This window comes from Saccharopolyspora sp. NPDC045941 (assembly GCF_056431445.1).
In genome coordinates this window covers 26250-41965 of the sequence record NZ_JBWKKU010000026.1, presented here as the reverse complement: position 1 = coordinate 41965, position 15716 = coordinate 26250, and the positions used below count along the sequence as shown (strand labels likewise).

Here is a 15716-nt window from a genome sequence, read left to right as displayed (position 1 = left end):
TCTGCGGGCTCCCCGATTCACGTATGTCCCCTACAGCCCGGATCGGGCGGGGTCGACCAGCTCCAGCAGGGCCGCTCCGACGACGCCGTTCGATTCCGCCGAGGTGACCAGGACCGTCCGGGCACCGCCTGCCCCGCCGTCCTCCGCAAGTGCGAGAACAGCAGCGATCTGGAACGCCGCGGACGCCGCGGAGGTGTCCCCAATGGACTCCGCGCACGGCACGCGCCGGGGCGTGGCGGTGCCGAGCACGTCCGCGATGACCGCGCGTTCCTCCTCCCCGTCGGCGCCGGGTGCCTGCGAGTCGGCGACCGCCCAGATCTCCTCCGGCGCTACCCCGGACCGATCCAGCAGGCGGCGCAGGCCCGCCCCGAGTACCGGGCGGATCTCCTGCCCGTCCTTGGCGAATCCGAACTCCAGGCCGATGACTTCGGCGATGCCCGGCCTGCCGTTGTCCCGGGCTGCGCCGGCGCGCTCCAGCAACCACACCGCGGCGCCCTCGCCCAGCACGTTGTCCCGGCGATCGGTGGCGTGCCATTCGAGCCAAGCGCGCGCGGTCGAGAACTCTTCGACCGCCCCGCACAGCAAGGTCTCCGCCCGGCCGGCCCGCTGCAGCCGCAGCGCGTACTGGAGGGCCAGCAGCCCGGTGGCCCGCCCGCCGGCGATGGTGGTGTTGGGTCCTTTGAGGCGGTGCCAGATGGCGGACTGACCGGCGGCGCAGTTCATCACCGTGTTCGGGAAGCGCGCCGGGTCGACCAGGTAGGGCCGCTCGCCGACCAGCGAGTCCCGGGTGAAGTCCATCATGCTCTGGGCGCTCCCGGTGCTGGTCCCCAGCGCCAGCCCGGTGTCCTCGCCAACGCCCGGCAGCCGCTCGCCGCCGGCGCCGTCCAGCAGCCGGCCGACCGCGGCGACGGCCAGCCCGCTCGCCCGGTCCATCGAGCGGGTGCCGCGCCTGCCCAGCACCGACCTGATGTCGAAGCCGGGCACCAGGTGCGCCTCCTCGAACGGCACTCGCCACTCGCCGCGGTCGAGGCGGCCCGCGGGCTTGCGTCCCGAGCGCAGCCCTGCGGCGAAATCGGCGCTGCTCAACCCGAAGGGGGAAATGGTGGACCACGCGGAGATGACCGGGTTGCCGACGGCGGCGGTGGGGGCCATTCGTGTTTCCTCCGGCTGTGACGGGCGGATCGGGGCGGTCGGGCTCAGTGCCCGTTGGTGGATGGTCTGGGGTGGGTGGTCGCTTAGCGGAACCTGAGAGCTTCCCTGGACTGTGGGTGCCCCTCCTGATGTATGTCCAATACGCGGCGGAGAGGCCGTCCTCGCCAGGAAACCTCTCAGAACCCGCCGGTGGTCGTCTTGGCAAGGTGGATGCAAGCGGCTGCGCCGCTTCCAAAAGCGCGGACGGCATCCGCCGACAGACCATCAGAAGAACCAGACCCGTTCGTAGTCGGGCCAGCGCGAGGCCGGCTCGTGCGCGGGAACGACGTGCACGCCGGGAACCAGGCGGTCCCGCGCGCTGGGGCCGAGGGCCGCCAGGTCCGGCTCCTCGACCCGGACCCCGACGCCGTCGTCGAGCAGCTGCCGCAGCGAGTGGCGGGGGTCGGGCAGCGAGTCGAGCACCCGGCCGGCGATGCGGATGGCGGGTTCGAACTCGGTGTCCACCGCAAACCCCGCCGCCGGCCCGCGCAGCTCGATGTCGACGCCGCCGCTCTGGCGGTGCAGCTCGCGGACGAAGTAGAGGACGTCGGCGAACTGCGTTTCGACCGATCCCCGGTAGGCACGCTCGATGATCATCAGGGTGCTTCTGCTCGCCACGCTCAGCACACCCCCATCGCCAGGACCTTGTCGGTCGCCTGCACGTGCTCCCAGAACCTGGCCGGCGGGCGCTTGCGCACCTCCGGGATCTGCTCGGCCGCGCCGCGGTCCGCGCAGCAGAAGCGGCAGACGTACCAGTCGAGCCGATCCGGGTGCGCGCTCAGCAGCTCGCGCACGAGCCGCGCCGTCGACGGGTGGTCGGCGTGCCGATCGGCGAAGTTGATCGGTTTGCTGTCGCCGAGGCTGACCCGGGTCAGGCCGGTGGCGTCGCCGCACGTCCAGACCTGCACGGATGCGCCGCGGTCGAGCAGCGCATCCGCCAACCGGAACACGCTGGTCACCAGCTCGGTCTGGTACGGCGCGCCGAGTACCTTCAGCAGCACGTCAGTGTGCGGAACCTCGAACACCATCTCAGTGCCACACCGCCCGCAGTCCCGTCTCCAGCAGTTTCTCGGCGACGTCGGCCATTTCCACGACCCGGGCGCCGGGGACCAGATCTTCGGCTCGCACGGCCCGCTGCCGCAGGGAGAACGAATCCACCCAGAGTTCGCCGCCGTTGCGCAGGAATCCGTCGATGCTCGGGAACGCATCCCGCACCGCGGCCGGCGCGGCGTTCTCGATGAGCAGGAGCGACACCGCGTCGCCGCCATCGAGCAACCGGACCGCGTCGCCGACGAACCGGTCGCACCCGGCGCCCGCTCGGGGGCCGCCGCTCTCGATCAGCAAGTACTCGTGCATGGGTCTCCGTTCCCGCGCCGTGTGGGCCGGTCAGCCGCCCAGTGCTCGCACCACGCGCTCGTCGAAGTTGACCAGCCGCCAGTCGCTGCGGCTCTCGATCAGGGCGTAGCCGTGGGTGATCCGCCCGGTGGCGGTCTGCACGAGCCGGCCGTCGCGGACGACGTAGCAGTCCATCCGCGAGGTGTAGGTGAAGTCCTTGAAGATGCCCTCGACGGTGTAGATGGTGTAGAGGTCCTCCTCCATCAGGGCCTCGTCCAGGATCTGGATGTTCGAGTGCGGGACGACCGGGATCCACCGCCGGTCGGCCAGCAGCTCGCGGATGGAGATGCCGCGGTCGGCGAGGAACAGGTCGACGACCTCCTCCATCTGCCGCAGGTAGCCCGACATCTGCAGCCGCTCGGTGAAGTGGCAGTACGGGTAGGGGATGCGCCACTTCCAGCCGAAGGCGTTCTCCCCGGCGGTGAGCCGCTCCAGCACCGGGTCGCCGCCGGTGGTCCCGCGCCCCTGCTGGAGCGCGGTGTTGTCGGCGGGCTCGACGGTCGCGGTGGGGCGCGCGGCGGGCAGGTGCGCGCCGAGCTTCGACACCACGAAACCGGCCAGTTCCGCGGGTGGTTCACCTGCGGCGGGCAGGTAGTCGGTGGGGCGCAGCGAAACCTTGACCTTGGCGACCACCGCCTTGGTCGGTTGCCCGGCGCGCTCCAGGCTCAGCGTGACGCGGAAGCCGAGCACCGGATCGCCCGGCTTCGTGACCGAGACGACCTCCGCATCGGCGAGGTCGTCCATGTGCAGCGCGTGCAGGATGCGGGTGTCCAGGTCGACGATGTCCAGCCCCAGGCCGTAAGCCTCGAACAGGCCTCGGGCGCCCAGGCCCGCGCTGCGGAAGTGCTCCAGCACGGCCTCCTCGACGAGGTAGTTGACGTGCTTGAAGCCGATCCACGTGCAGATGTTGGAGCCCTCGTAGCGGGGCCGCAGCGCCACGTGGGTGGTGTTGGCGAACAAGGACTTCGTCAGTACCGGCTCGGTGTCGGCGGTCATCGGTTGCGCTCCATGCTGGGTGACGGGCTCCTGGCGGTGATCAGAGCCTGTTGGTGGCTGGTCTGGGGTGGGTGGTCGCTTAGCGGAACCTGAGAGCTTCCCTGGACTGTGGGTGCCCCTCCTTATGTATGTCCAATACGCGGCGGAGGGGCCGTCCTCGCCAGGAAACCTCTCAGAACCCGCCGATGGTCGTCTTGGCAAGGTGGATGCAAGCGGCTGCGCCGCTTCCAAAAGCGCGGACGGCATCCGCCGACAGACCATCAGGCCGACAGGGTGCGGAGGAACGTGTTTGCCAGGTCGGCGAACGACTCCGCCGACGCGACCATCGGGAAGTGCTCGCTGCCCGGGAGGATGTGCACCGAAGCGTCCGGCAGCGCCTTGCCCAGGGCTTCCGAGTCGGCGGGGAACGCGATGGAATCCGACTCGCCGCCGATGACGAGGAACGGCATCAGCAGCCGTTCGGTGCGCACCTCCGGCATCCGCAGGTAGGTGTCGAGGAACCGGATCCAGCCGTAGGGCCCGATGAGGTCGCGCACCTTCACCGCGATGGCCAGCCGCTGCTCGGGCGAGAGGCGCCTGCTGCCCGGCCGCACGCGCATGCCCGCGGCCAGGATCTGGTCGAAGTTGTGCAGGTAGTAGCCGATCGAATCCCAGTCGAAGTCCTCCGGTTCGGCGCGGTAGAGCGGCGAGACGAGGACGACGCCGCGCAGTTCCCGACTCCCGACCGCGATCCGGCCGCTGGGCCCGGTGTCCTGCCGGTCGAGCCAACTGAGCACGGCGTTGGTCCCGAAGGAATGCGCGACGATCACGTCCGGACCACCCGGCATCTGGGCGACCGCCTGGCCGATCCACTCCTCGACCGGCTGCGATGTCCATCCGGCGATTCCCGTGCCGCGCCAGGGAAGTTCGGCGACCCAGAGCTCGCACCTGGGGTCGGCCAGCGCGACGAACGCGTCCCAGATCGCGGCGTTGCTGCACAGCCCGTGCACCAGGAGGACGCGAATCGGGTCGTCGGGCACCTCCGCCTTCCTAGCGCACCGCACCGCGACCGGTTCTTGGCCGCCGAGAAGGGCTACCTGGCTCGGCGAAGCCGACGTGTCAGCACTCATCGCTCCCCTTTCCCCGCTTGCCACAACACCATTCCGGCGACCCCGTCGGCCGCGTCGTCGCCCGCGGTGACCAGCGCGGAACCGGCACCACCGGTGCCGAGCCAGCCGATCGCGGCAGCGCACTGCAGCACACCGAGCGCGCCGGAAGCGAGCCCGAAGGCACCCGTGACGTCGTGGCGCGGTGTTCCCGGCGTGACCTCCGGCCGTTCCGCGGCGTCCGGGGTGAACCAGATGCCGGGCGACCCGCCGCCGGCGAGCACCCGGTCGACGCACGCGGCGACGCTGCCTTCCCGGGTGTACTGCCCGAGTTCGGCGACCGCCCGCGCACCGCGCGCCCGCGCCGCCTCGTCGCTCTCCACCACCAGCGCGACCGCGCCGTCCAGCAGGTCGACCTCGCCGGTCAGGGCCTCGACCACGTGGTTGCGCGTCTCCACCCCGACGACGAGAGCGCGCTCGCACCGGCCGGCGGCGACCAGCGCCGCACCCCAGTGCACGGCGTCCAGGCCGGCGGTCGGACCGTTGCAGAGCATCAGGTTCGGGCCGCGCAGGCCGAATTTCATGGCGACCGACGACGCGACGACGTTGCTCGAAGCGTTGGGCAGGGCCATCGGGCTGATGCGATCAGTGGACTCCTCGGCGATGGCCGACGCGATCTCGCAGACGGTGTCCAGGTTGCCGAGGTTCGAGCTCGCCACGACGGCGACCGATTCACCGGCGACGGTCAACTCGCCGTCCGCCGCGCGCAAACCGGCGTCGGTCAGCACCTCCGCCGCCGCACACAGGGCGAGCTGCGAGGCTCGATCCTTGTAGCGCAGGCCGCGGCGCCCGATCCGGGCCCCGGGGTCGACCGGCTCGCCGCGCTGCCCGTCGGTGCGCAGCAGCGCCGCGAGGTCTTCAGCGCCGGGCAGTGCCAGGCCGACACCCGTCACGACGATCCGCATCAGCCGTCCATCCCTTCCACGACGGCGACCGCGTTGACACCGCCGAAGCCGAAGGCGTTGACCTGGGCCAGCCCGAGGTCCGGGTACCGGCGACGGTCGCGGACGAACCGGAAGCGCTCGGCATCGGCCGTCGGGTCGGTGAGGCCGGTGGCGGGCGGGATCCGGCCGGATGCCAGCGCCAGCACGGCGACGATCAGGCTCAGCAGCCCCGATCCGCCCGAGGTGTGGCCGGTCATCGACTTCAGCGCCGTCAGCAGCGGTAGCTCGACGTCGGCACCGAAGACCTCGCTGAGCGCGGTCGCCTCCGCCTCGTCGTTGAGCGGGGTTCCCGTGCCGTGCAACAGGATCAGGTCGATGTCACGCGCTTTGACACCGGCCAGCTCGTGCGCGGCGCGAATGGCACCGGCGATGCTGTGCGCGTCGGGCGCGGTCGCGTGACCCGCGTCGCAGTTCATGCTCACGGCGCGCAGCCGGCCGCCGGCCCCGGCCAGTGCCGCGGGATCGTCCCGGCGCAGCACCACGGCCGCGGCCCCGTCGCCCATGAGCGTGCCCTTGCGGGCCCGGTCGAACGGCCGCACGCGGTCCGGTGGATCGAGCTGGACCCGGTCGAGCAGCCCGAACATGCTTTCCGTGACGGTGTCCACGCCGGCGACGACGACGGTGTCGGCGAGCCCGGTGGCGATCATGTCGCTGCCCATCGCCAACGTGTGCAGGGAAGCCGAGCAGGCGTTGGAGAGCGTGTAGGTCCGGGCGGCTCCGAAGCGTTCCCGCAGCGCCGTGCCGAAGTGCAACCGATCGAGGTCGAACTCGGCGCCGTCGCGCCACTTCAGCTCGACGGACCGCAGTTCGCGCAGCCCGGTTCCTACGAGCACGGGAACGTCGGAGAGGTCTTCGCCGAGACCGGCGTCCCGCAACGCCTCGGCAACCGCTCGCAGCAGCCAGTCCGTGGCGCGCGACGGCACGTCACCTCCCGATGCCGGGCGGTCATCGATCTCGTAGGCGTTCTTGGCGCGGAACTTGTCGCTGTCGAAGCCGCGCAGCGGCGCCAGCCCGCTGCGGCCCGCGCAGAGCGCGTCGAAGACCTCGTCCGCGGTGTTCCCGACGCTCGCCACCGCTCCGGTGCCGGTGATCAGACAGCTCATCGGGAACGCCTCTTGTGCGCGCAAAGCCTTGTCACACCCGCTCCTCTTCGTACTTGCCGTAGATCACGACGGCGTTGTTCCCGCCGAACGCGAGCCCGTTGTTCTGCACGATCCGCGGTTGCGCCTCGACCGCCTCGTTCGGCACGCAGTCGACGCCGCACTCCGGGTCGGTCTCGACGTGGTTGATCGTCGGCGGGATGAAGTTCTCGGTGATCGCGAGCACGCAGGCGATCGAGGCGAGCGCGCTCGCAGCGCCCATGGTGTGCCCGAGCATCGATTTGATGGAGATCGTGCGCGGCGCGGTGTCCGCGCCGAACACGCGCCGGATCGCCGAGGCCTCGGTGACGTCGTTGGCCTTGGTCCCGGTGCCGTGCGCGGAGATGAAGTCGACTTCGCCCGGCTTGACGCCCGCGTCGTCGAGGGCGAGCCGCATGCACCTGGCCACGCTGTCCTCGTTCGGCGCGACCGGGTGGAACGCATCGCAGTTGAGCCCGAACCCCAGCACCTCGGCGTGGATGCGGGCCCCGCGGGCCAGGGCGGACTCCAGGCTCTCCAGCACGAGGACGCCCGCGCCCTCTCCGGTGAGGATCCCCTTGCGGTCCTTGTCGAAGGGCTGGCACCGCTCCGGGGCGATGGTCCCGATGCGGTAGAATCCGGTGAACGTCTTGCGGCACAAGGCATCCGCGCCGCCGCAGAGGACGAAGTCCACGTCGCCGGCCCGGATGGCGTCAAAGCCGTAGCCGATGGCGTAGTTCCCGGCGGCGCACGCGGCCGGAAGCGTCACCGCCTCGACATCGCGCAGCCCGAACTCGTCGGCGACCGCGGTCGAGAGCCGGCCCGCCGGGACTCGCGCGGCCACGGCCGGGTCCATGTCCCCCGGCCCGGACCGCAGTTCGGTCTCGACCAGCTGGTCCAGGTCGCGAGCCTCGCCGTCGGTCGTGCCGATCACGCTCAGGCAGCGCCGCTCGCGCAGGTCCTCTTCGCCGAGCCCGGCGTCGTCGACGGCCATGCGGGCCGCGGCGACGGAGAACTGGCTCGCCCTGCCGAGACCGTCGGGCGCGATGTTGCGAATCCACCGCTGCGGTTCGAAATCATCGATCTCGCAACCCAAGGAGTGCTCGTACCCGCTGGTGTCGAACGCGCTGATCGGTTTGACCGCGCTGTCGCCCGCGCGCAGCCCCGCCAGGAAGTCCGGTACCCCGATGCCGATGCTGGAAACCGCACCGATACCGGTGATGACAACGCGATGGGTCGCGGCGTCGCGCATGGTTCCCTCGCCTCCTGGGCGTCATTGCGTGGGCGTTCGGCAGGAGATTTCCAAGCCGGGAGGGGGGTCCCGGCGATCCGGGCACCGCCGGACCGGCTACTTCTCGGCCGCCTCGACGAATACCGAGTACACGCCGTCGAGGTTCACCATCCGGCCCAGCTCGGACTGGTCGATGACGACGCCGAACTTCTTCTCCAGGGCCGCGAGGATCTCGATCGCGCGCAGGGAGTCCGCGTCGTGCTCCTCCTTGAAGAGGCTCACATCCGTCAGCTCGTCGGGATCGATCTCCAGGATGTCGCAGACGATGTCCTTGATCTCTTCCTTGCGTTCTTCCAAAAGCGCAGCCATAACGCCCCTTCCGCACCAACTCGTGGTTCGCGACCTCCGCGCGAGCGTGGTTCGAAGCTATTGCCGGCCCCGATCGAACAACAAGGCCTGCGGCCACAAGCTGCCACCGGCCGTCGGCCGCGCGCTGCCGGACCACCTGGTTGGCAACCAGCTGTCACTCGATTACCTTGGTGCACAAGAAGAAATTCGCGATCAACTAGCCGTCATGACGCGGGCAGCAAGCCGATCTCGGCGGCCCGCACGCCGGCTTGGAAGCGCGAGTTCGCCCCCAACAACTCCACGATTTCGGCGACGTAGCGCCGGTACGTCCGGACCGACACGGCGAGTTCCCGCGCGGCCACCGCATCGGTGTGGCCGTCGTAGAGCATCTTCAACACCCGCTGCGCGAACTCGGTGTGCGCCCGGCCGCCGAAGTCGACGGGATTCGCCACGGGACGCGCATTGCGCCAGACATCGGCGAAGAGGTCCTCCAGCGCACGGATCACCGGCGCGGCGCGGACGACGACCGCCTGCCCGTCGCACGTCGCGTCCGAGCGCACTAGCGCGGTCCGCCCGTCGACGACGACGGCCACCAGCGAACTGATCCGACCGAACCGGGCCTCGAACGGCGCCCGCTGCTCGTCACCGGCCCGCAAGAGCGAGAGATCGAGAACCGCGGGGGCGCAGAGCAATCTGACCCGCACCTGGTCGCCCGCGAAGCGGGCCAGGTTGCGCAGCACCGAACGCGCCGACATGCGCCACTCCGAGTTCGAGGCGAGCACCACTTCGACGCTGTTCCGCGCCCGGCCGACCAGGTTCGCCATCGCCTCCAGCGCCGCGTCGACGTCCCGGCCCACGACCCGGAACGCCAGGTCTGATGCGGATTTCTCGCGGTGCTCGGCGACCGTGGCACCGATGAGCGCACGCACTTCCAGCAACGCCTGCTCGATCCCATCCCCCAGGTTCCCGAACGCCGCCTGCTCGAAGGCACGCCCGTGCTCCGCCTGGTCCCCGACCATCGAATGCTCCACCGCGTTCGCCTCTCCTCCCACCCGACCCGAGATGTTCACGAATCCTGCGCCGCGCCCCGCGCGTCCAGCAGGCCCGCTTCGACCGCCAGGGCACCGGCCTGGAACCTCGATTTGGCCCCGAGCTCCTGCATGATGCAGGCCACCTGGCGGCGGTAGGTCCGCAGCGAGATGCCGAGCTTCTTCGCCGACTGGCTGTCGGTGTGCCCGGCCCGCAGGTGCTCCAAGATCCGCCGCACCGGCTCCGCGCTCCGGCGTTCGAGGGGAAGCAGGTGGTCCGGCAGCGGCCTGCCGGTCTCCCAGGAGGCGACGAACAGCGATTCCAGTGCCCGGACCACCGCGGGCAGGCGGATGATCGACGCCTGCCGGTCGGCGGCTCCCGCATTCGACCGCAGCAACGCGAGCCGGCCGTCCACCAGGACGACTCCCTGCAGGGGGCTCCGGGAGAGCTTGATCTCGCATTCCGGCCGACGCATCATCTCCACCGCGCGGTCCACCCGCAAAGCTTGCGGGGCGCTCAGCACCCGGACGCCCACCGCCGCACCGATTCCTGTTGTCCGGCAGAGGAGTTCCGCATCGGAGGGGAGTGAGACCGCGATGAACACGGATCTCTCGGCCCGCGCTACCATCTGTTCCACCGTGCACTGCAAGTCCTCGTCGAGCCCGACCATGACGAAGGAGCTCTGCGACGATCTCCGGCGGTGTTCGTGCACCGCGGTCTCGATCAGCTCGTTCGCCCGCAGCAGCGAACGTTCCAGCCCGTCGTCGACAGCGCCGACGTCGTCGACAGCGCCCCGCCGCGCCCTGGCGGCTATCTCGCGCAGGCCTCCTACCGAACCTTCAGAAGCGAAAGCCAACTCGAACACCATTCAACTCCTGGACTATCCAAGTCGCATTCGATCAGCACGAACTGCCAACAAGCCCACCCGACCTTCCCGCGAGCAGCAGGAAGGAACCGCTTCGCCGAACGGCGAAACCACAGAACCGAAAGAGCGCCGAACACGCGGGAGAACGGCGCCCGCCGCACACTCCGAGAAGCGGACTGCGCCGTCTTGACCGAGATCTTCAGCCACGCACCTGGGCCAACACTAGCCAGCGAGCGGGAAGCTCACCAACCATCTTTCGCCCCAGGGTGAATCGTCACCGCGACACCGCTTTCGGGTGCCCGCCCTCGAAACTGAACGCGAACCGAGGAGCGCGACCGGAACGCGTGCCGGCCGCGCGGCGCCCACCGGGGAGCGGGTCTCGCGGCAGGCTCCTCGGCCGCTCCCCCGACGGACGACGCCCCGCTCCCCGCCGCCTGCCGCCCGCCGCACGATGCGGCGGCAGTCGGCGAGTTCCTCGCGCGCACGAACATGATCCGCATTCGGAACAGGCGCACCTCCACCGTCCGAATGACACGATCGCCGCCGGAGCGGAAGCTCTTCGGCCGGACGAGCCGACGGCCGTCCGGCGCGCCGGCACCGACGGGATTGCTCATCTGCACACCCCCGACGAATGTGATTGCGGCCTCAGTGCCGCAAGCGCGATGGTGCTGGCGCTTCTCAAGCAAAAGCACTTGATTGTGATCTGGCACACACACCACGGCCGTCACCTTTCACACTGCCTCGAAAGGATTGCCGGAGCCCGTTCGAGTGATCCAAGCTCGCGTGACCTGGCACTCGGGCAGCCGGCGAAAAGACGAGATCACCGGATGAAAGGAATTGACGAGGGGCACCAAGCGCTGGCGCGATGCGGCCCCGGCCGATGCAGCGATTTCGCCGCACCTCCGCCATCTCGTCCCGAAACGGCCGCGCCGCGCCCGGATCCGATCGCGCGGGCGGATGCACCCTTGCCGCATGTCCCAACCCCGGGTGTGGCACCCCCGCTTCGGTCAGCCACGCGTCGACGACTCCGAGCCCTGTCTTCCTCGACCGCCCAGTGCTGCGATGGAATCACCAGCCCTCGGCCACAGCCCCCGGGTCCTTTCCGCTCCGCCGTTCACGCCGGTTCACTGTGGACTGTCACGACCCGTGCATTCCGGCAGATCGCACCAACAGGCACCTGGCCATCGAGGCCGAATTCGTGCCGCGATCATCGCGAGGGCAGTCGATCGCATCAGTGCACGCCACCGGCTGAACACTTCTTCCACCATGAACGTCCCCTGCGGTCACCCGCGCGGCACCGGGGCCGGTGGCAGGTAACTGCCACCCCTCCGAAGCGCCGTTCACCGGCACTCGCGGCGGTGGCAACTTGCTGTCCCAACGCTTGTGCACAAGATCGCGATCTCCCTACATTCTGCACATTCTCGCAGGAAATCCGGAAGGAGTGAGAACAGCGGCAGCCGAAGCCGGCGCGGAGGACGGCCCGAGAACCACCGGCCCCAGCGCGGAGCCCGGCACGCCGATCAGGATCGTCCGGCCGTCGGCGGGACCCGAATCCGGGCCCGTCCAGGGCACTAGCCCGAACGGCATGTGAAAAGCGTGACCAACAGCCCTCGCCACCGCGCTCCCCGGGCCAGCCCCAGGGGCGGCCGGCGTCCTCGCGCTGGGTCCAGGCCTGGACGCGGTGGCGCGAAGGCAATCGTCGCAAGGTCCCGATAAATCACCCCCCGTGGAGCCCAGAATGAGCAGTGAATCAACGACAGACGTGCTGGTGATCGGCGCCGGACCGGCGGGCCTGACGCTCGCCAACTACCTGGCGCTGCAGGGCGTTTCGGTACGACTGATGGACCGGGCCCCCAGCCCGCCCGTGCGGTTGTCGAGCTCGGTGCACGGCCCGGGATCCGAAGTCATGCAGCGGATGGGTTCGCTGGGCAACCTGCCCAACGAGACGCCGCTGCTCACCAGGGCCACCGCGCACCTGGGCCGGCAGCCGATCAGGCTGCGGTACACCACGCCCGGCAAGGAAAACCTGGCTCCTCCGATGCTGATCAACCAGGGCAAGATCGAGGCGGCCATCCGGGAACACTGGGCCGAACTCGGCGGAGCCGTCGAATGGGACTGCGGACTGGTCGACATCGAGCAGGACCCGACCGGCGTGACCGCGGTGCTCGCCAACGGCGAGCAGGTCCGCGCCCGCTGGCTGGTCGGCTGCGACGGTGCCGAGAGCATGGTCCGGAAGTCCGCCGGGATCGGCTACATCGGCCGCAGCAAGCGCTACCTGCTGGTCGACGCGCACATCGACTGGGACCTCGACCGGGGCGGGCTGACGAGCTGGATCCACCCCGACGGGCGAGTCGGCGCGATGCCGATGATCGACCCGGACGGCGCCAACAACCTGTGGCGCCTCCTGGCGCTCGACCCCGACCAGGGCACCGAGAAGCCCACCGACGACGAGATCGTTTCGCGGGTGCGGACCGTGCTGGCCGAGCGTTCCCCCTACGGCAGCATCGAGTTCCGCGACACGACCACGAAGCTCACGTTCGTCTCGCACGCCAGGATCGTGGACAACTACCGCGAAGGCCGCGTCCTGGTGGCCGGTGACGCCGCCCACCCGCACGTGCCGTTCGGCGGGCCCGCGATCCACACCGGCATGGGCGACGCGGAGAACCTGGCCTGGAAGCTCGCCCTCGTCATCCAGGGCAAGGCGAGCGAGGCGCTGCTGGAGACCTACCAGGGCGAGCGCCGCCCGATCGCGGCCGAGATCGTCCTCGGCAAGACCGCGCCCAGCCAGATCGAGAAGATGCGCAACCCGATCGTGCGGTTCGTGCGGGACCAGGTCATCGCACCACTGGTGAAGCTCCCCGGATTCGACCAGCTGACCACGTTCTCCCATTCCGAGCTTTGGGAGACGTACCGGGACGGCCCGCTGGGCGGCGGAGCCCGGTTCGACTCCAAGCCGCGGCCCGGCGACATGGTCGGCGACTTCGAGTGCGTTCGGACGTCGGACCGCCGCCGCACCCGGCTGTACGACGAGTTCCGCGGGCGTTGGGTGCTGCTCGTGCCCGCGGGCGGCGCGGACCCGTGCGTCGACGTGGTCCGGCAGCGGCTGGGCGAGGAGCACTTCGAGGTGCTGCAGCGCAAGACATCGAACGCCACCAACAAGAAGGACCGCGCGGAGGCCGACGAGGTTTGGTTGGTGCGCCCGGACGGTCACCTGGCGTGGCGCGGCGAACCGCGGTCGGCGGGCCTCGACGAGTGGCTGGAGGGCATGCTGCGGTACGGCCGGGCGAGGACCAAGTGACGCTGCTCCGCGGAAGGGCCGTTGAGCTGACCTTCGCGGCGCGCGACGTCCTCCGGGACACCGCCCCGCGGGGCCGGTTCCTCGCCTGACCGAGGCTCGGCGAATCGAGAAGGGCCTTCGCAGGACCAGTCCTGCGAAGGCCCTTTCGCCACCACCATCAAGCGGTCGAGCACCTCCCGGGCTGCACCGCACTAGCGCACCGCGTGATTCCCGATCCCCTTTCACAGCACGCGTTGCAGGAAGTCCCTGGTTCGTGGCAGCTCGGGGGCGTCGAGGACTCGACTCGGCGGTCCGGTTTCCAGCACCTCGCCGCCGTCCAGGAACACGACGGTGTCGGCGACCTCCCGGGCGAAGCCGATCTCGTGCGTCACCACGACCATCGTCTGGCCCGCCGCCGCCAGGTCGCGCATCACCGCCAGCACCTCCCCCACCAGTTCCGGATCCAGGGCGCTGGTCGGTTCGTCGAACAGCAGGAGCTTCGGTTCCATCGCCAGCGCGCGGGCGATGGCGATGCGCTGCTGCTGGCCGCCGGAGAGCTGGCGCGGGTAGGCATCCTCGCGGTCCGCCAGGCCGACTCGGCGCAGCTTCTCCCGCGCCCGCACCAACGCGTCCTTCTTGGACAGACCGAGAACGCCGACCGGCGCTTCGATCAGGTTCTCCAGGACCGTCAGGTGCCCGAACAGGTTGAAGCTCTGGAACACCATGCCGATCCCGGCGCGCTGGCGGGCGATCGCGCGGTCGCCGAGCTCGTGCAGCCGGCCCGCCGACTCGCGGTAGCCGATCAGCACGTCGTCCACCTCGATGCTCCCGGCATCCACCTTCTCCAGGTGGTTGATGCAGCGCAGCAGCGTGCTCTTGCCCGAGCCTGACGGGCCGATCACGCAGGTCACCTCGCCCTGCCGCACCGCCAGATCGACGCCGCGCAGCACCGGCGTGGCGCCGAAGCTCTTGTGCAGACCGGAAATCCGGAGCATCAGCGGGCTCCCTTCAGCACGGCACGCAACCGCTGCAGCGGCGTCGGCGGCAGCTCGCGGTGGGCACCGCGGGCGTAGTGGCGTTCGACGTAGTACTGGCCCGCGGTCAGGATCGATGTGATCACGAGGTACCAGACGGTCGCCACCAGCAGCAGCGGGATCACCAGGTAGTTCCGGTTGTAGATCAGCTGCACCGAGTACAGCAGGTCGTGCACCGCGATGACGCTGACGATCGAGGTGCCCTTCAACGTGCCGATGAGCATGTTGCCCGCCGGCGGGATGATCGCGCGCATCGCCTGCGGGAGCACGATCCGGCGCAGCACGCGCATCCTGGTCATGCCGAGCGCCTGCGCGGCCTCGCTCTGGCCCGCGTCGACCGACAGGATGCCGGCGCGCACCACTTCCCCGGCGAACGCGGCCTCGTGCAGCACCAGGCCGATCACCGCCGTCGTGGTGCCGCCGAGCAGGTTCACGGTGTCCACCGCGAACCACGGGCCGATGCTCAGCGTCGGGTACAGCGCGCCGATGTTGAACCAGAACAGGAGTTGGACCAGCAGCGGGATGGACCGGAACAGCCAGGTGTAGGTCCAGCTCAGCCAGTTCAGGACGGCGTTCCCGGACAGCCGCATGACGGCCAGCACGGCGCCCAGCGCGAAGCCGAGGACCATGGTGACGGCGGTCAGCCACAGCGTGAGCCAAAGGCCGTTGAGCACGGCCGGGAGCGTGAAGTGGGCGGCGACGACGGGCCACTGGAAGTTCGGGTTCGTGGCCATCGAATGCACCACGAGCGCGAACACGACCAGCGCCGCGACGGCGGCGATCCACCTGCCGGGATGCCGCGCGGGCACCACGGGCGGCGGGGCGACGGTGGCGGTCCCGGCATCGGGCACCGCCTGCAGATGCGTTGATCGGGTCATCGGGACTTCCCTGTCGTGCGGCGAATCCGCGGAAATCGGCACATCGACTTCCGCTGAAATCGCGCTGCTTGGACGAAGAGGAGAGGAACGCCTCGCAGGACACGGCCGCCGATCGACGTCGGCGGGGTCCACCACCGCCTGACACGCTAGCCGCCCCGAACGCCGGGTCAAGGCCGTCCCACAGGTTGATCGTCGTTGACACCCACCCGGCCTCCGGCGATTCTCGTTTCGTGACCAGGCAACTGCGTTTGGTAAAACGCGCCCA

At 70.0% G+C, this 15716-nt stretch carries 15 protein-coding genes; 1 reads left to right on the top strand and 14 read right to left on the bottom strand.

What is annotated here, in order from left to right; translation table 11 throughout:
- Nucleotides 1-30: 30 nt before the first annotated feature.
- The 12 genes from AC07FN_RS21875 to AC07FN_RS21820 form a co-directional block, all read right to left on the bottom strand.
- The gene (locus tag AC07FN_RS21875) at nucleotides 31-1152 is read right to left on the bottom strand and encodes a beta-ketoacyl synthase N-terminal-like domain-containing protein (RefSeq protein ID WP_478397251.1); all 1122 of its coding nucleotides are present in this window, start codon (nucleotides 1150-1152) and stop codon (nucleotides 31-33) included.
- A 264-nt stretch (nucleotides 1153-1416) separates the two neighbouring features.
- Nucleotides 1417-1809: a hypothetical protein gene (locus AC07FN_RS21870; protein WP_478397250.1), complete on the bottom strand. Its 393-nt coding sequence runs from the start codon at nucleotides 1807-1809 to the stop codon at nucleotides 1417-1419.
- 2 nt (nucleotides 1810-1811) lie between these two features.
- Complete coding sequence (locus AC07FN_RS21865; RefSeq protein WP_478397249.1) at nucleotides 1812-2219, bottom strand: hypothetical protein; 408 nt, start codon at nucleotides 2217-2219, stop codon at nucleotides 1812-1814.
- Nucleotide 2220: 1 nt separating this feature from the next.
- The gene (locus tag AC07FN_RS21860) at nucleotides 2221-2547 is read right to left on the bottom strand and encodes a hypothetical protein (RefSeq protein ID WP_478397248.1); all 327 of its coding nucleotides are present in this window, start codon (nucleotides 2545-2547) and stop codon (nucleotides 2221-2223) included.
- A gap of 30 nt (nucleotides 2548-2577) precedes the next feature.
- Nucleotides 2578-3582, bottom strand: coding sequence for an acyl-CoA thioesterase family protein (locus AC07FN_RS21855; RefSeq protein ID WP_478397247.1), 1005 nt, complete (start codon nucleotides 3580-3582; stop codon nucleotides 2578-2580).
- A gap of 260 nt (nucleotides 3583-3842) precedes the next feature.
- Nucleotides 3843-4691 carry an alpha/beta fold hydrolase gene (locus tag AC07FN_RS21850; protein ID WP_478397246.1) on the bottom strand — a complete coding sequence of 283 codons (849 nt, stop codon included), beginning with the start codon at nucleotides 4689-4691 and terminating at the stop codon, nucleotides 3843-3845.
- Nucleotides 4688-5632, bottom strand: coding sequence for a beta-ketoacyl synthase N-terminal-like domain-containing protein (locus AC07FN_RS21845; RefSeq protein WP_478397245.1), 945 nt, complete (start codon nucleotides 5630-5632; stop codon nucleotides 4688-4690). The genes AC07FN_RS21850 and AC07FN_RS21845 overlap by 4 nt, the downstream gene beginning before the upstream one ends.
- Nucleotides 5632-6774 carry a beta-ketoacyl-[acyl-carrier-protein] synthase family protein gene (locus AC07FN_RS21840; protein ID WP_478397244.1) on the bottom strand — a complete coding sequence of 381 codons (1143 nt, stop codon included), beginning with the start codon at nucleotides 6772-6774 and terminating at the stop codon, nucleotides 5632-5634. The genes AC07FN_RS21845 and AC07FN_RS21840 overlap by 1 nt, the downstream gene beginning before the upstream one ends.
- A gap of 31 nt (nucleotides 6775-6805) precedes the next feature.
- Nucleotides 6806-8041: a beta-ketoacyl-[acyl-carrier-protein] synthase family protein gene (locus AC07FN_RS21835; protein ID WP_478397243.1), complete on the bottom strand. Its 1236-nt coding sequence runs from the start codon at nucleotides 8039-8041 to the stop codon at nucleotides 6806-6808.
- Between the two features lie 96 nt (nucleotides 8042-8137).
- Complete coding sequence (locus AC07FN_RS21830) at nucleotides 8138-8389, bottom strand: acyl carrier protein (protein WP_452613059.1); 252 nt, start codon at nucleotides 8387-8389, stop codon at nucleotides 8138-8140.
- A gap of 203 nt (nucleotides 8390-8592) precedes the next feature.
- On the bottom strand, nucleotides 8593-9387 hold the full coding sequence (locus AC07FN_RS21825; RefSeq protein WP_478397242.1) for a hypothetical protein: 795 nt from the start codon (nucleotides 9385-9387) through the stop codon (nucleotides 8593-8595).
- A 47-nt stretch (nucleotides 9388-9434) separates the two neighbouring features.
- Nucleotides 9435-10265 (bottom strand): helix-turn-helix transcriptional regulator, encoded by an 831-nt coding sequence (locus AC07FN_RS21820; RefSeq protein WP_478397241.1) that lies wholly within the window; start codon nucleotides 10263-10265, stop codon nucleotides 9435-9437.
- Between the two features lie 1735 nt (nucleotides 10266-12000).
- On the opposite strand from AC07FN_RS21820, the gene AC07FN_RS21815 reads away from it, so the two are divergent.
- Nucleotides 12001-13560: an FAD-dependent monooxygenase gene (locus AC07FN_RS21815; protein WP_478397240.1), complete on the top strand. Its 1560-nt coding sequence runs from the start codon at nucleotides 12001-12003 to the stop codon at nucleotides 13558-13560.
- Nucleotides 13561-13781: 221 nt separating this feature from the next.
- On the opposite strand, the gene AC07FN_RS21810 is transcribed toward AC07FN_RS21815, so the two are convergent.
- Complete coding sequence (locus tag AC07FN_RS21810; RefSeq protein ID WP_478397239.1) at nucleotides 13782-14534, bottom strand: amino acid ABC transporter ATP-binding protein; 753 nt, start codon at nucleotides 14532-14534, stop codon at nucleotides 13782-13784.
- Complete coding sequence (locus tag AC07FN_RS21805) at nucleotides 14534-15451, bottom strand: amino acid ABC transporter permease (RefSeq protein ID WP_478397238.1); 918 nt, start codon at nucleotides 15449-15451, stop codon at nucleotides 14534-14536. Before AC07FN_RS21805 ends, AC07FN_RS21810 begins: the two co-directional genes overlap by 1 nt.
- Between the last annotated feature and the right edge of the window lie 265 nt (nucleotides 15452-15716).

Bases quoted from the DNA above. Each gene is read 5' to 3' on its own strand.
- AC07FN_RS21845 (WP_478397245.1), bottom strand. From the start codon at position 5,632: ATGCGGATCGTCGTGACGGGTGTCGGCCTGGCACTGCCCGGCGCTGAA.
- AC07FN_RS21835 (WP_478397243.1), bottom strand. From the start codon at position 8,041: ATGCGCGACGCCGCGACCCATCGCGTTGTCATCACCGGTATCGGTGCG.
- AC07FN_RS21805 (WP_478397238.1), bottom strand. From the start codon at position 15,451: ATGACCCGATCAACGCATCTGCAGGCGGTGCCCGATGCCGGGACCGCC.
- AC07FN_RS21855 (WP_478397247.1), bottom strand. From the start codon at position 3,582: ATGACCGCCGACACCGAGCCGGTACTGACGAAGTCCTTGTTCGCCAAC.
- AC07FN_RS21850 (WP_478397246.1), bottom strand. From the start codon at position 4,691: ATGAGTGCTGACACGTCGGCTTCGCCGAGCCAGGTAGCCCTTCTCGGC.
- AC07FN_RS21860 (WP_478397248.1), bottom strand. From the start codon at position 2,547: ATGCACGAGTACTTGCTGATCGAGAGCGGCGGCCCCCGAGCGGGCGCC.
- AC07FN_RS21825 (WP_478397242.1), bottom strand. From the start codon at position 9,387: ATGGTCGGGGACCAGGCGGAGCACGGGCGTGCCTTCGAGCAGGCGGCG.
- AC07FN_RS21810 (WP_478397239.1), bottom strand. From the start codon at position 14,534: ATGCTCCGGATTTCCGGTCTGCACAAGAGCTTCGGCGCCACGCCGGTG.
- AC07FN_RS21820 (WP_478397241.1), bottom strand. From the start codon at position 10,265: ATGGTGTTCGAGTTGGCTTTCGCTTCTGAAGGTTCGGTAGGAGGCCTG.
- AC07FN_RS21830 (WP_452613059.1), bottom strand. From the start codon at position 8,389: ATGGCTGCGCTTTTGGAAGAACGCAAGGAAGAGATCAAGGACATCGTC.
- AC07FN_RS21875 (WP_478397251.1), bottom strand. From the start codon at position 1,152: ATGGCCCCCACCGCCGCCGTCGGCAACCCGGTCATCTCCGCGTGGTCC.
- AC07FN_RS21865 (WP_478397249.1), bottom strand. From the start codon at position 2,219: ATGGTGTTCGAGGTTCCGCACACTGACGTGCTGCTGAAGGTACTCGGC.
- AC07FN_RS21840 (WP_478397244.1), bottom strand. From the start codon at position 6,774: ATGAGCTGTCTGATCACCGGCACCGGAGCGGTGGCGAGCGTCGGGAAC.
- AC07FN_RS21815 (WP_478397240.1), top strand. From the start codon at position 12,001: ATGAGCAGTGAATCAACGACAGACGTGCTGGTGATCGGCGCCGGACCG.